Origin of the sequence: Lentilactobacillus rapi DSM 19907 = JCM 15042, assembly GCF_001436255.1 — a bacterium.
In the GTDB taxonomy this organism is placed as follows: Bacteria; Bacillota; Bacilli; order Lactobacillales; family Lactobacillaceae; genus Lentilactobacillus; species Lentilactobacillus rapi.
Genome location: NZ_AZEI01000076.1, coordinates 404616 through 420063 on the forward strand (window position 1 = coordinate 404616; position 15448 = coordinate 420063).

The window sequence follows — 15448 nt, forward strand, 5'->3', positions numbered from 1 at the left end:
ACAGATTACTTTAAGTGCATTGATTTACGATACTCGTCCCGAGCAGCTTTATTTCTAAAAATTGTGAAATGATCTGGTACGGGATCATATCCACCTTTAACAAAAGGATGGCAGCGAAGAATCCGTGCAATCCCCATAATGGCTCCCTTGAGTGCCCCATGCTTTTGTAGCGCCGTCACCATATAACTACTGCAAGTTGGGTAATAACGGCATGTAGGGGGAAATAAGGGTGATATAAAGCGCTGATAACCATGAACAATAACAATCAGAATTTTTTTCAATGCGACACCTAAAATCTATTCTTTGCTCTTTAACTTCGGATTCTTGATGTAATGTTCCAACAGAATCCCCGCTCCCTTAGCCACATTATCAAGTGGCTTTTCAGAAATGATCACTGGCACCGTCAGCGCATCAGAGATCACTTGATCAATCTTGCGTAATAATGCGCCGCCACCAGTCAACATGATGCCACGGTCAACGATATCAGAAGCTAATTCGGGTGGAATAACTTCCAAGACCTCTTTTGCACCGTCTACAATTAATTGAACGGTGTCGTGAATGGCTTCAGCAATCTCATTACTGTCGATGGTGATTGCGCGAGGCATGCCTGAAACAGCGTCACGGCCACGAACTTCCATCTTCTTAACGTCATCTTTGTCTTCCTTGGCAGTTCCAATTTCAATCTTGATCTTTTCAGCAGTGTGTTCACCAATAATCAAGTTATGCTTCTGTTTAATATAGTTGGCGATTTCAACGTTCATCCGATCACCGGCTACCCGGATTGACTTGCTGGCAACGATATCACCGAGAGAAATAATCGCAATATCACTGGTACCACCACCCATGTCGATCACCATGTTACCACGGGGCTGAAAAATATCCATTCCGGCACCAACTGCGGCAACTTTGGGTTCTTCTTCAAGATAAACTTGGCCGCCACCGGCCTTCTCTGCTGCTTGAATAATGGCGTTTCGTTCAATTTCAGTAACATTAGTCGGCGCACAGATCATAATCTTTGGCTTAGACATGAATCCCTTTACATCCAGTTTGTTGATGAAGTAAGTCAGCATTTCTTCGGTAATGTCAAAATCAGAGATTACCCCATCCTTGAGTGGACGGATTGCACGAATGTTACTTGGGGTTCTGCCGACCATTCGATAGGCTTCGGAGCCGACTGCCAGAACTTTTCCGGTCCGTGTGTCAATCGCGACAACTGATGGTTCATTTAATACAATACCCTTTCCTGCAACGTAAATTAAAACGTTGGCAGTTCCTAAATCGATTCCAATGTCTTTTGCCATCTGTGTACTTCCTCCTGAAAACTTTTATCTCAAAAAAACATTATACCACATAAAAATGACGATTCGAATGCCATCTCAGGCAATAAAGGGTTGAGATCAATAACGATCTCAACCCCATTTGATTAATTATAAGCGATTCTTTAATGATTGATTAAGAATAATTGAGTCGTCATCTTGAACGTCAACCCGTTTGATTTCAGCGCCAAGACTTGCTAATTTTTTATGGAAATCATGGTACCCACGATCCAAATATTGTAAATTGCGAACTTGTGTGTAGCCTGATGCAACCAGTCCGGCAATCACCAAGGCAGCAGCGGCTCTTAAATCACTCGCCGCCACTTCGGCGCCATTGAAGTCAGTTGGGCCTTGCATCACAACTGTCCGACCGGAAATCGTATATTGCGCATTCATCCGCCGCAATTCTTCCATGTGCATGAAACGATTCTCAAACACCGTTTCAGTCATCGAACTACTACCATTGGCACAGAGCTGAAGGATAGTCATTTGTGGTTGCATATCGGTTGGGAAACCTGGGTGAGGTAAGGTCTTAACGTCAACTGGTTTAAGTTGATCTGGTCCAATAATCCGAACACCCTCATCAGTTTCGATCACTCGAACTCCCATCTCACGCATTTTCAAGATCAACGGCTTGTTATGCTCTGCAATCGCGCCATCAACCATGACGTCACCTTTAGTCACAGCGGCTGCAATCATAAAGGTCCCAGCCTCAATGCGATCTTGGACAACTGCATGCTCAGTCCCATGGAGCTTAGCCACTCCTTGAACACGAATCTGCTCAGTCCCAGCACCGATGACAGTTGCCCCCATCTTGTTTAAGACGTTTGCCAAATCAACAATTTCTGGTTCGCGGGCGGCGTTTTGAATCACCGTCTTACCCTTTGCAAGGGTTGCGGCCATCATGATATTTTGAGTAGCACCAACACTTGGAAAATCAAGATAGATATCTGTACCAACGAGACCATTGGGAGCACTGGCCTCAACGTAACCATCATGTTGTTCAATTTGAGCACCCAACGCTTCAAAGCCCTTCAAATGCAAATCAATTGGTCGCGAACCAATCGCGCACCCACCTGGTAAGGCAACCTTTGCTTTGCCAAGCCGAGCCAACAACGGGCCCATCACCACAATCGATGCTCGCATCTTTGAAACATATTCAAAAGGTGCTTCACTTGAAAGTTGAGAAGATGCATCAAACGTAATTTCATTGGCATCTTCATTAAAACGAGTCTTCACATTCAAGAATCGCAACACCTTATTCATCGTATAAACGTCGGATAACAACGGTACATTTGAAATGGTTGTCTGACCTTCACTTGCTAAAATAGTAGCTGCTTGAATCGGTAATACCGCATTTTTAGCACCATCAATATGTACAGTCCCCTTCAGTGGGTTACCACCATGCACAATAATCTTTTCCACAAGAACGCCTCCTACATCACTTTACTAAGTATATTAAATTGCGAATATTATCAATAAAAGAAAGGAAAAAAGAGCTGGCTCCATACCCAATCGCGACTGCAAGTAAAACGATCAGCAGCTTCCCGGGTAAAGCTCTCATTGGGATATATCGTTCGATGTGGATTTCTTGAACACTCCAAAATGCCATCGCAATAAAAAGAAAATATGTAACAAGTGTAATTACAGCTTGAATTCCAATTGTTCTCATGCATCTTCCCCCAATTCAAAGTCAACTATATCATAAAGACGCAAACTTGTCTTAACTTTTCGGTTTCTTTTAGAAAAAAATGTCAATTAACGCCTACAAATCGCCGATATAATTAGGAGAACCCGAAAGTCATATTTTCAATCAACCGCAAACTATGTTATAAAATCCACAATATCGATAAGCTCCACGTTTCTAAAACTGATGTCCCAAATCATATCAAATCAATACGAAGAATTTACGGCTAAAATTTGACTATTTTCGTACCCATGCGTTAATGCTGAGGGTGGCTTGTTTGTCTTAAATGATCAGATAACGTGAGTTTCTCTTCTCTGTTCAATTGACGCGAGTCAGGGTACCGTTGGCTGTGTTCTTCCAACTGCTGCTTACACACATCCATTATGTAAAACCAAAATTGCACTAGCCAGGCACCCTATGCGAGTAGCTTGGACATATATGAATTTCCAATTTGTAATCATTCGCATAGATCGCCGCAGCCACTTAGAGAAATTCTGGGATCAAAACGTCTATTGTTCCAATCTCTAATTCCTTTAAACAACAAAAAAAGACCGCCATCAAGCCTAAACTTGAACACAGTCTTTCAGAATTACTTTTTAGCAACATTGATTCGATTAATTGCTCGCCGCAAAGCAACTTGGGCACGATCCAAAGCAGCTTTGTCTTGGCGTTGACGAGCGGCAGCAATCCGCTGTTCAGCGTTTTGCTTAGCCTTTTGAGCCCGCGCAATATCAATATCTTGTTGATTCTCGGCACTATCAGCGACAATGGTTGCCATGTTATTGGAAAACTCAAGGAATCCACCGTTAACAGCAATATTGTCTTCAGTATCATCATACTTAACTCGAGCTTCATCAACAGCCAAGGTTGCGATGATCGGAACATGGTTAGCCATGATTCCGATTTGTCCTGACTTTGTTGAAACCACTAACATATTTGCAGTATGCTCATAAACATTTCCATCAGGAGTAACGATACTAACGGTAAGAACTGAATTATCAGCCAATTAGAATCCTCCTCCTTTAGTTTGCTGCACTCTGCTTTTCATTGTCTGTTGTTTGCTTAATCTTCTTGGCATTTTCCAAAACATCCTCGATTGGGCCACAGTTTCTGAAAGCATCTTCAGGAATGTCATCGTACTTACCAGCAAGAATATCTTTAAACCCTTTAACAGTTTCAGCAACTGGCACATATTTACCAGGTAAACCAGTAAACTGTTCAGCAACTGAGAAACTTTGAGATAAGAAGAACTGAATTCGACGAGCACGGTTAACAATCGTCTTTTCTTCGTCAGACAGTTCATCCATACCAAGGATAGAAATGATATCCTGAAGTTCACGATAACGTTGCAAAACGTGTTGAACTTCAGTAGCAACTTCGTAATGTTCCTGGCCAACAATTGCGGGATCCAAAGCTGATGATGTTGAAGCTAACGGATCAACGGCTGGATAGATTCCTTGTTGAGTCAATGAACGTTCCAAGTTAGTAGTCGCATCCAAATGGGCAAATGTCGTTGCAGGAGCAGGGTCGGTATAATCATCGGCAGGCACATAAACGGCTTGGATAGATGTAATAGCACCCTTCTTTGTTGAAGTAATTCGTTCTTGCAATTGACCCATTTCAGTAGCTAAAGTTGGCTGATAACCAACGGCTGATGGAATCCGGCCAAGCAAGGCGGAAACTTCTGAACCAGCTTGTGTAAATCGGAAGATGTTATCAATAAACAGCAAAACATCTTGGCCTTCACGATCACGGAAGTATTCAGCAATTGTCAAACCAGTCAAAGCAACCCGCATACGAGCACCAGGAGGTTCGTTCATTTGACCATAAACCATGGCCGTTTTGGCGAGAACTCCTGAACCTTTCATTTCAAAGTACATATCGTTACCTTCACGAGTACGCTCACCAACACCGGTAAATACAGAAATACCATTGTGTCCTTGGGCAATATTGTGAATTAACTCCTGAATTAGAACGGTTTTACCAACTCCGGCACCACCGAACAATCCAACTTTTCCACCACGGGTGTATGGTTCCAATAAATCGATCACTTTAATTCCAGTTTCAAGAATTTCAGTTGATGGATTTAAATCTTCATACTTCGGTGCATCACGGTGAATTGGCCAGCGTTCTGCATCTGGTCCAAATTCTGGACCGCCGTCAATTGGATCTCCGAGAACATTAAATACTCGACCAAGAGTATCCTTACCAACTGGAACACTGATAGATGATTCAGTATTATCTACAACCATCCCTCGACGAAGACCGTCGGTTCCATCCATCGCAATTGTACGCACAACACCGTCACCTAAATCAAGGGCAACTTCAACGACAAGAAATTTGTCGTCGGTGACGTGAATATTCAAAGCGGTGTTAATTTCAGGTAATTTATCGTCCAAGGAGAACTCAACATCAACAACAGGTCCGATAACTTGTATAACTTTACCAGTACTCATGTTAGTTAATTCCTCCATCTAAATTTTATTGTTGACTAAGAGCTTCTTGACCACCGGTAATTTCGGTAATTTCAGTGGTAATTGCAGCTTGCCGAGCCCGGTTATACTGTAATTCCAGTGACGAAATCAAATCATCCGCATTATCAGATGCAGACTTCATGGCAGTTGAACTAGAAGCGTGTTCTGAAGTTTTGGCATCTAGGATTGCCCCATATACCAAGCTTTCAGAATACTGAGGAAGAATCACATTTAAAACTTCCTTTTCGGATGGTTCAACATCATACTCAGCAGTCATTGGCTTAACCTCAATATCCTGGCTAGCTTGGCTTTGAATAGCTTCATCATCAATTGGAAGCATCTTTTCAGCTCTAAACCGAGATATCAAACGGTTAACGAAATGTTCGTAACAAACGTACAATTCATCAAATTCACCTTTGTTATACATGGTTGTAACCATTTTTACAATTTGGCGAACTTCATTAAACGTCGGCACGTCACTCACACCACGATATTCGTATGCAACGTTAGTTCCCCGTTTCCGATAAAAATCAGATCCAGTTCCACCAACAGCTAATATTTGATAGTCATTCGAACCCGAATGGCCGTCAATAAATTGGTTGGTTTCTCGAATAACGTTACTGTTATAACTACCAACCATTCCTCGATCGGAAGTTATAATCAAATACGCCGTTCTCTTAGCTTTAGACTGATCATTTTCGGCTGCATGACCTGAGGACTGACTTAACCCATCCAAAATGTGAGACTGGGCTAAATGTAATACAACAGATTTGATTTGGCTTGCATATTCCGCATAACTCTTCGTATGCTTCTGAATCTGGTTAAGCTTAGCTTGTGAGACCATTTCCATAGCATTCGTAATTTGACGCGTCTTCTTTGTAGAAGTAATCCGATGTTTAACATCGTTTAGCGAAGCACCCATGTAATCTCACCCTCCTTAACTAGTCATTTGAAGCAGCTGAATTTTGATCATTCTTTGGTGCGGCTTGTTGGTCGTCTGATTTACTTGGTTGGAATGTCTGTTCGAATTCCTTAATTGCAGCATCTAGTTTGCCGGTATCAGGTAATTGACCAGTCTTTGTAATTTCATCAAGCAAATCTTTGTGTGAATGGTCGAAGAAATCAAAAATTTCGTTCTGATAACGTAAAATGTCATCAATGGCAATCTTATCCAAGAATCCGTGAGTCAAGCAGTAAAGAATCACAACTTGCTTTTCGACAGGAATTGGAGAATGAAGTGGTTGTTTTAAGACTTCAACCGTTCGAGCACCACGATTCAACTTGGCTTGCGTTGCTTCATCAAGATCAGAACCAAATTGTGCAAATGATTCCAGTTCGTGATAAGAAGCCAAATCAAGTCGTAAGGTACCAGAAACTTTCTTCATTGCCTTAACCTGCGCATCACCACCAACACGAGAAACAGAAGTACCAGCATCAACGGCTGGACGAACACCAGAATAGAAACTATCGGCATCCAAGAAGATCTGTCCATCGGTAATGGAAATAACGTTGGTAGGAATATAAGCGGAAACGTCACCAGCTTGGGTTTCAACGATAGGAAGAGCAGTCATTGAACCGCCACCCAACTTATCGCTCAACTTAGCGGCACGTTCCAACAAACGTGAGTGGGTATAGAAAATATCACCAGGATAAGCTTCACGACCAGGAGGACGACGAAGAATAAGTGATAATTCACGGTAAGCGTCAGCTTGCTTTGATAAATCATCATACACAATTAAGACATGCTCACCATTATGCATGAAGTATTCACCCATAGTAGCGCCAGCATATGGTGCAATGTACAACAGTGATGCTGGTTCAGAAGGTCCAGCTGAAATAACTGTTGTATAATCCATGGCACCATACTTTTCAAGTGTACTTACGGCCGTTCGAACAGTTGATTGTTTCTGTCCAATAGCAACGTAAATACATTTCATATTTTGACCTTTTTGATTCAAGATCGTGTCAATGGCGATTGAAGTCTTACCGGTTTTACGGTCACCGATAATCAATTCACGCTGTCCACGACCAATTGGAATCAATGAATCAATCGCTTTGATACCTGTTTGTAATGGTTCAAAAACTGATTGTCGATCCATAACACCAGGCGCTTTGTGTTCAATCGCCTTGTGATCTGCGGCTTTAATTGGGCCTTTACCATCTACTGGTTGACCGAGTGAATTAACAACTCGTCCAATCAAATCGTCCCCAACGGGAACTTCCATAATTCGGCCGGTTCTCTTTACAGAGTCACCTTCACGGATATTTGTGTCATCACCCAAAATCATGATACCAACATCATTGGTTTCAAGGTTTTGTACCATTCCATAAACGCCGTGGCCGAAGTCGAGCAACTCTCCAGACAACGCATTTTCGAGCCCATGAGCGCGAGCAATACCATCACCAACATATGTAACGATACCTGTTTCTTGAACGTCGAGCTCGTTCTTATAGCCTTGTAACTGTTGCTTAATAAGAGCACTGATTTCCTCAGCTTTAATGCTCATAAGTTTCACCTCTTTAAATAGATATCGTTAATTTAACAATAATTCCTTAACTTTATTAATTCGTGTCTTAACACTGCCATCAATTGTCATATCAGAAGACTTAATCATAACACCACCAATGAGTGATGAATCGACTTTCGTATCAAAAATAACCTTGGCAGCTCCAACCCGTTTTTCAAATGCCTTTGCTAATCGATCACGTTGATCGTCACTCAGTTCAGTTGCTGAAACAACTTCTGCCCTGACGATCTTCTTATCATCTTCATACACTTTTTGGAATTGATCAATAATATCCAAAATTTGTGGAAAACGACGATAATCAGCAACGACTTTTAAAAAGTTTTTAATAAAATCTGAAGCATTTTCGGTGATAGGAGCGAGGAGGGACTGTTTGTCCTTATCGGCAACTCGAATATCATCAAGGATATCAATCAACTTAGGATTAGCAGCAAACACTTTTCTTAGCTCTTGCAAATCAGCGTAACCAGATTCGAGTTCATTCGTATCCGTCAAAACTTCGAACATGGCTTTAGCGTATTTTTTTGAAGCTGTCATACTATCTAATGTCATTTCTGCTTACCCAACCCTTCAATATAAGAATCAACAAGCCCTTTTTGATCATCTGCGTTTAATTCTTTTGAAATAATCTTGGTTGCAATTTCAATAGACAGGCTTGCCACATCTTTTCGAGAATTAGCCAAAGCTTCTTGTCGTTGTTGTTCAATATCCTTCTCAGCAGAACTCTTAAGATTAGATGCTTCATTTCGTGCATCTTCAACGATCTTTTCACGTTGTTGTTGTCCATTTTGCTTTGCGGTGTTAATAATTCCGTTTGCATCTTCACGGGTTTTCTGCAATTCAGCTTGACGTGTTGCTGCTAATTCAGCGGCCTTAGTCCGTGACTCCTTTGCAGAATCAATATCACTGGCAATTTTATCTGAACGGTTTTGCATCATCTTAGTGATTGGCTTCCATGCAATGATTTTGATCAACCACATTAAAACAAGAAAACTAAGCATCACAAACAGCATGTCACCAACATAAAGCTGAGCTCCAACTATCGAATATGAAAACATCAATTGGCACCTCCTTCTTTGTATATTTAGCGATACTAGTCACTACTTGTTCATAACCAGCAAAGCAACAACGAAGGCGATGATAGGCATAGCTTCAACCAAACCAACACCAATGAACATGTTACTACGAAGTTGACCTGACAATTCTGGTTGTCGTGCCATACCTTCCAACATCTTAGAAATTAAAATACCATCACCAATAGCTCCACCAATAGCGGCACCAGCCATTGCAATACCTGCAGCAATTGCTCCCATAATAATAAATCCTCCTTAATAATCTAAAAAAATTTTGTTAATCTTCTAGTTCTATCTTTCGAGAAATGTAAACTGAGGACAATGTTACAAAAACATAGGCCTGAATACATCCAATAAAGACTGAAAAACCAGTCCAAACCAATTCCAGGATGAATGCACCAATCCAAATGACCGGCCCACCATGAGCCATGCCAACGATGATGCCAAGAAGCATTTCACCTGAAAGAATGTTACCAAATAGTCGCAAACCTAACGTCAAGAAATTAGTAAACTCCTCGAACAGATTAATTGGTAAGAAAAATACAAATGGCTTCAAGTAATTCTCAAAATGTCCCTTATAACCCAGCTTTCGAATTCCTAAGAATTGTGCAAGCGTCATCGTCATCAGAGACAAAGTCATCGTCACCACCGGATCGGAAGTTGGACTTTTGACATATGCTACACCTGATACATCAATATGCAAAAATAGACCCTCTAAATTCGCAACTATGATGAACATAAACAAGGTAAAACCCCAGAGCCCTAAAAACTTGCTTGTGGCACCCGGAATCGAACTATTCACGATTCCATTAGTGAAGTCAACAGCATATTCTAGAACGTTCTGACCCTTACCCGGTTTCATGGTAAGGTGCCTTGATAATGCATACACAAGGCCTAATACAACTGCACAAGCGATTAAAATGGAGATCATGTTCCCCACGTTAAACGTTAGACCCAAAAATTCAAAAGTCGAAGGAGTTCCTCCACTCACAAAATCTCACCTCTTTCCAAGATACAGTATACGCAAGTAAATCAATCTGGTTATTGGTCAAGAAGACATGATTACCAAAGTGAAACTTTGCGATGGTAATGGACACACAATATTGTCCAAATACAATTGAAACTATACCACCAATCATCATAAAATTCAAAACAATATTAGTAATCTTCACACCTTTTAAAGCGCGCCCTTAACACAATTATCAACCTCATGTCAGGTTTATGAACGCGAAATCACAACCGGCCAAACTCGAATAGCTGACAAAACATTAATAAAATCAAACGACTTTGAATCATATTTGCCGGCTTTTTACTAAATTAAATCCTGGATAATACAAAATGGAGCGATTACATTCGCTCCACCACAACAATCTTCATTTTCGAATTACTTGGTACCAAATAACCGGTCGCCTGCATCGCCCAGGCCAGGTACAATATAGCCTTTATCATTTAGCTTCTCATCCAGGGCTGCCGTGTAAATGTCAACATCGGGGTGAGCTTTCTGTAATGCTTTTACCCCTTCTGGAGCGGCTACTAAACAAACAAACTTGATGTTCGAGGCACCACGTTTCTTCAGGGCATCAATGGCCATGATAGAAGAACCACCAGTTGCAAGCATCGGATCAACAACAAAAATTTGGCGCTGTTCAATATCAGAAGGTAATTTGACAAAGTATTCGTGAGGTTCCAGTGTCTTCTCGTCTCGATACATCCCAATGTGACCAACCTTAGCTGCAGGAATTAAGTCCAAAATGCCGTCGACCATTCCGATTCCAGCCCGAAGAATTGGCACAATGGCAACCTTCTTACCTGAAATTTGTTTGGCATGTGCAATGCCTTCAGGAGTCTGAATATCAATATCTTCAAGGGGCATGTCACGTGAGACTTCAAACGCCATCAAAGTTGCGATTTCATTCACAATTTCACGAAATTCCTTTGTCCCACAATTTTTATCCCGAATCATTGATAACTTATGCTGAATCAGTGGATGATCCATAACTTGAAACTTACCCATTATTTCCCACTCCTTATTTATATTTCTAAATAATTGTATCACACATGTGGTCGCTAAATTCACAAAAAAGCCCGAAACCGCAATTAGTTTCGAGCTTCATTGAATCATGATTCAATTGGATGTTTTTGAGTTAATGCTTCTACTTTATTAGCAACATCTTGTAAATTACTTTCATCTTCTGGATTATCGATCACTTGAAGAATCAACTTGGCAACTTGACGGGCATCTTCTTCATCAAATCCACGAGTTGTAATGGCCGGCGTTCCTAAACGAAGACCACTTGTTTTTGAAGGTGGCAATGGATCATTTGGAATGGACTCTTTATTGGTCGTAATGTGAACCGAATCCAAGATGTTTTGTAAATCTCTTCCATTTAAAGAAGTTTGGGTGAGATTAATCGTCATCAAATGATTATCAGTACCACCCGTCAATACTGAAACTTTGGCTGAACTTTGAAATTCATCGGCCATCGCTTTCGCATTTTTGATAACCTGTTCACCATACTGCTTAAATGAGGGTTGCAGATCTTCGTAAAAAGCAGCAGCTTTACCAGCAATGACATGTTCCAACGGACCACCTTGGCTGCCGGGGAATACAGCTGAGTTGAGCTTTTTAGCATACTTAGCTTTGGCAAGGATCATACCGCCACGAGGGCCCCGTAATGTCTTATGAGTCGTTGTGGTCACAACATCGGCTACGGGAACTGGACTTGGATGCAAGCCAGTTGCTACAAGGCCGGCGATATGTGCCATATCAACCATCAAGTAGGCACCGACGGAATCGGCAATGTCGCGGAACTTCTGCCAATCAATGATTCGGCTATATGCTGAAGCACCGGCAATGATCAATTGAGGTTGAACATCCTTGGCAATTTTAGCAACCTCGTCATAGTCAATCAATTGGGTCTTCGGATCCAGTCCGTACGAATAAGAATCGTACAACTTACCAGAAAAGCTAACCTTGGCTCCATGGCTTAAATGGCCACCAGCATCTAATCCCATTCCCAAAATCTTGTCACCAGGCTTCAATAGAGCAGCGTAAACTTCCTGGTTGGCTTGAGAGCCTGAGTGAGGTTGAACATTGGCGTATTCAGCACCAAACAGTTCCTTAGCCCGATCAATGGCCAACTGTTCAACGATGTCAATGTATTCACAGCCACCATAATACCGACGGCCCGGATAACCCTCAGCATACTTGTTGGTCAACACTGATCCCTGAGCTGCCCGAACGGCATTTGATACGATGTTCTCGGAAGCAATCAGTTCAATGTTATGTTCCTGACGGTTTTCTTCGTTCGCAATTGCATCCCAAAGTTCAGGATCCTGCTGTTTGTAATCGTAATTCAACTGCAACACCTCACTATTTTATTGTGGTACAGATTGATTATAACTGCTTAAAATGCATTTGCCCAGCTGATTTATTCAATCGGTTCATGTAAGCCTCCGCAATCCCAGTTGGTTTAAGGCCTTGCGCAAATACAATTTTATATTGTTTGTGATTATCAAAATCTCTCAACTCTGCAAAAAGATCATGGGCAGCGGATTTTGCGTCGTCCCCTAGCGAAATGACGTCGGTGTTTTTTGGCCAATCAATCGAATTGATCACATCATTGAACGCCATCACACCGACTGGCTGCTGATGGGCACCAATCCAGTCGGCAACCTCCTGCCAGTTATCGTCCGGGTCCACGATATAGACCTGAGCATCAGGGGCATAATGCTTATATTTCATCCCAGGTGCTTTAGGCGTCTGGCTCATGCCCACATGATGCAATTCATCCATTACCGGTCGCTGAATCACCGCTTCAATATCTTCTTTGGTGACCGCCCCTGGTCGTAAAATTGATGGCGTGTCAACTGACATGTCCAGCACGGTTGACTCAACTCCGACCGTTGTTGGGCCATCATCCAAAATAGCTGCAATTTTGCCGTTCAAATCATGATAAACATGCTGGGCAGTTGTTGGGCTTGGCTTGCCGGAAGTATTGGCTGAAGGGCCAACGATTGGCACCCCCGCTTTGGTGATCAAATCCAAGGTGAGTTGATTATTTGGAAAACGGAAAGCTGCAGTGTCAAGACCACCCGTCACCGTTTTAGAAAGGGCGTGAGGCTTGAGCTTAAAAATCATTGTCAAAGAACCTGGCCAGAATTGTTTAATCAGCTTTTTGGCATCATCACTAAAACTAGCCACATAAGTTTCCACCATTGAAACACTTGACACAGTCACAATCAACGGGTTGTCGCTCGGGCGGCCTTTTGCCTGATAAACTTTTTTAACAGCTGATTCATTGGTTGCATCTGCTCCCAACCCATATACCGTTTCGGTTGGAAAAGCGACCAATTCACCTTGCTGAATGATTTTGGCGGCAGTGTCCAATTGATTGCCGTTCAATATTAAAGTTTTCATTTTATTAACCTCATTTCTTTACTTGAACCATTCGCTGATGCCCGGTTACATCATGCTTAACACTAATTGTCGCGGTTGGCATTGCTTTAGAAAAAATAGCGACCACTGCAGACTCTTGGTGAAACCCGATCTCGACAAAGAGTCGGCCACCTGGCTTTAGATGGGCGGCAGCACCGGCAGCGATCCGTTTATAAATTGCCAAACCGTTTTCCTCAGCATACAAAGCCAAATCCGGCTCATTATGGATGACACTTTGATCCATATAATTGGTTTCACTGTGGGAAATATACGGTGGGTTTGAGACGATCACGTCAAATTGTGAATCAATCTGCTCAAACACATCACTGTTGATAAATTTCACCTTTAAGTTCAACTGATCAGCATTGCTTTTGGCAACTTGCAATGCAGCGTTGGAGATATCGCTAGCAGTCATTTGCCACTGGGATCGTTGCTTTTTAAGTGCAAGGGCAATCGCCCCACTTCCAGTTCCAATATCCAACACAGAAAGTTGACCAGATTCCTGCTGAGTTTCGGCTAAAATCCAGTCGACCAACTCTTCAGTTTCAACTCGGGGAATCAGTACTGCTGGGCTAACTGTGAGCGTGAGTCCGTAAAAGTCTGCCTGGCCAACAATATATTGAGGTGGCATTCCAGCAATCAGTTGACTGATATCCTCTTGGAACGTTTGCCACAGATCATTTGGCATTTTGTGCTGATAATTAATTAACAATTGGGTCGCAGATAAATGTGCGCGATGGCGAAGAATGAAATCCACATCGTACATATCAATATTTGAAGTCCCTTTAACACGAAAAGAAGCCCATTTCCGGGCTTCAAAATAAGTCACATTATTTGAATTATTCATTGGTCAAATTCTCAAGTTTCTTGGCTTGATCAGACAAAATTAACGCGTCAATGATTTCACCAAGTTCACCATTCATGATTCGATCCAATTTGTTAAGGGTCAGTCCAATTCGATGATCGGTTACCCGGTTTTGAGGATAATTATAAGTCCGAATTCGTTCAGAGCGGTCACCCGTTCCCACAGCAGATTTTCGCTCGGCGTTATATTGATCCTGTTCTTGTTGTGAATAATAGTCGTAAACCCGGGCTTTCAAAATTTTCATTGCCTTAGCACGGTTCTGCTGTTGCGAACGCTCGTCTTGCATGGCAACGACAATTCCGGTTGGCAAATGGGTCATTCGAACCGCAGACGACGTCTTGTTGATATGCTGACCACCAGCACCCGATGAACGATAAACATCCACTCGAATATCTTTAGGGTCAATATCAATATCAACGTCCTCTTCTTCAGGCATCACCCCAACAGTCGCGGTGGAAGTATGAACTCGGCCGGCTGATTCAGTCACTGGCACCCGTTGAACTCGGTGAGCACCATTTTCGTACTTCAGCTTTGAATAAACCTTGTCGCCGGTAATCATCAAGGCGATTTCTTTAAATCCCCCGACCTCGGTTTCGTTCTTATCAACCACTTCAACTTGCCAACCCTGGCGCTCAGCATACTTGGAATACATGCTAAACAAATCGGCTGCAAATAAGCTGGCTTCATCCCCACCAGCGGCTCCATGGATCTCCATGATGATGTTCTTATCATCGTTCGGGTCCTTTGGAAGCAGCATAACCTTTAATTCACTCTCAAGCTTTTCCTTTTGTTCTGTGTAATCGGAAATTTCATCTTTAACCATTGATTCCAGGTCAGGATCATCGATCTTTTCTCGAAGCATCTCTTTGTCGTCGTTTAATTGACCCGTCACTTTTTGATACTTCTTAAAGGCCGCTACGGTGTCCCGCAGATCTGCCTCTTCTTTTGATAGTTTCATGAACTTTTGGGTATCCGCAATCACTTCAGGGTCACTGATCAATTCATTCAGTTCATCATAACGATCAACTACAGCTTGTAATTTGTCGAAAATTTCATCCATTTAATAATTC

17 protein-coding genes are annotated in these 15448 nt (G+C 42.1%); all 17 read right to left on the reverse strand.

The window, feature by feature from the left end:
• Positions 1-5: 5 nt before the first annotated feature.
• The gene (gene yidD / locus FD12_RS13670; RefSeq protein ID WP_082622239.1) at positions 6-281 is read right to left on the reverse strand and encodes a membrane protein insertion efficiency factor YidD; all 276 of its coding nucleotides are present in this window, start codon (positions 279-281) and stop codon (positions 6-8) included.
• 15 nt (positions 282-296) lie between these two features.
• Complete coding sequence (mreB, locus tag FD12_RS10120) at positions 297-1301, reverse strand: rod shape-determining protein (RefSeq protein ID WP_054746534.1); 1005 nt, start codon at positions 1299-1301, stop codon at positions 297-299.
• Between the two features lie 126 nt (positions 1302-1427).
• Complete coding sequence (gene murA / locus FD12_RS10125) at positions 1428-2741, reverse strand: UDP-N-acetylglucosamine 1-carboxyvinyltransferase (protein WP_054746533.1); 1314 nt, start codon at positions 2739-2741, stop codon at positions 1428-1430.
• 16 nt (positions 2742-2757) lie between these two features.
• A complete protein-coding gene (locus FD12_RS10130) occupies positions 2758-2988 on the reverse strand; it encodes a DUF1146 family protein (RefSeq protein ID WP_056982976.1) in 231 nt (76 codons plus the stop codon).
• 604 nt (positions 2989-3592) lie between these two features.
• On the reverse strand, positions 3593-4009 hold the full coding sequence (locus FD12_RS10135) for a F0F1 ATP synthase subunit epsilon (RefSeq protein WP_054746532.1): 417 nt from the start codon (positions 4007-4009) through the stop codon (positions 3593-3595).
• Positions 4010-4025: 16 nt separating this feature from the next.
• Positions 4026-5459 (reverse strand): F0F1 ATP synthase subunit beta, encoded by a 1434-nt coding sequence (gene atpD / locus FD12_RS10140; RefSeq protein ID WP_054746531.1) that lies wholly within the window; start codon positions 5457-5459, stop codon positions 4026-4028.
• Positions 5460-5484: 25 nt separating this feature from the next.
• On the reverse strand, positions 5485-6399 hold the full coding sequence (locus FD12_RS10145; RefSeq protein ID WP_054746530.1) for a F0F1 ATP synthase subunit gamma: 915 nt from the start codon (positions 6397-6399) through the stop codon (positions 5485-5487).
• A gap of 19 nt (positions 6400-6418) precedes the next feature.
• The gene (atpA, locus tag FD12_RS10150) at positions 6419-7984 is read right to left on the reverse strand and encodes a F0F1 ATP synthase subunit alpha (RefSeq protein ID WP_054746529.1); all 1566 of its coding nucleotides are present in this window, start codon (positions 7982-7984) and stop codon (positions 6419-6421) included.
• 27 nt (positions 7985-8011) lie between these two features.
• Positions 8012-8554 (reverse strand): ATP synthase F1 subunit delta, encoded by a 543-nt coding sequence (atpH, locus tag FD12_RS10155; protein ID WP_056982978.1) that lies wholly within the window; start codon positions 8552-8554, stop codon positions 8012-8014.
• The gene (atpF, locus tag FD12_RS10160; protein ID WP_054746528.1) at positions 8551-9060 is read right to left on the reverse strand and encodes a F0F1 ATP synthase subunit B; all 510 of its coding nucleotides are present in this window, start codon (positions 9058-9060) and stop codon (positions 8551-8553) included. Before atpF ends, atpH begins: the two co-directional genes overlap by 4 nt.
• Positions 9061-9102: 42 nt before the next feature.
• Positions 9103-9315 (reverse strand): F0F1 ATP synthase subunit C, encoded by a 213-nt coding sequence (atpE, locus tag FD12_RS10165; RefSeq protein WP_008858078.1) that lies wholly within the window; start codon positions 9313-9315, stop codon positions 9103-9105.
• 37 nt (positions 9316-9352) lie between these two features.
• Positions 9353-10066 carry a F0F1 ATP synthase subunit A gene (gene atpB / locus FD12_RS10170; protein WP_054746527.1) on the reverse strand — a complete coding sequence of 238 codons (714 nt, stop codon included), beginning with the start codon at positions 10064-10066 and terminating at the stop codon, positions 9353-9355.
• A 393-nt stretch (positions 10067-10459) separates the two neighbouring features.
• Positions 10460-11089, reverse strand: a complete 630-nt coding sequence (gene upp, locus FD12_RS10175) for a uracil phosphoribosyltransferase (protein ID WP_056982980.1) — start codon at positions 11087-11089, stop codon at positions 10460-10462.
• A 104-nt stretch (positions 11090-11193) separates the two neighbouring features.
• Complete coding sequence (glyA, locus tag FD12_RS10180; protein WP_054746526.1) at positions 11194-12444, reverse strand: serine hydroxymethyltransferase; 1251 nt, start codon at positions 12442-12444, stop codon at positions 11194-11196.
• A 28-nt stretch (positions 12445-12472) separates the two neighbouring features.
• Positions 12473-13495, reverse strand: a complete 1023-nt coding sequence (locus FD12_RS10185; protein WP_056982982.1) for an L-threonylcarbamoyladenylate synthase — start codon at positions 13493-13495, stop codon at positions 12473-12475.
• Between the two features lie 10 nt (positions 13496-13505).
• Positions 13506-14360, reverse strand: coding sequence for a peptide chain release factor N(5)-glutamine methyltransferase (gene prmC, locus FD12_RS10190; protein ID WP_056982984.1), 855 nt, complete (start codon positions 14358-14360; stop codon positions 13506-13508).
• On the reverse strand, positions 14353-15438 hold the full coding sequence (gene prfA / locus FD12_RS10195; protein ID WP_054746525.1) for a peptide chain release factor 1: 1086 nt from the start codon (positions 15436-15438) through the stop codon (positions 14353-14355). Before prfA ends, prmC begins: the two co-directional genes overlap by 8 nt.
• Positions 15439-15448 lie beyond the last annotated feature (10 nt).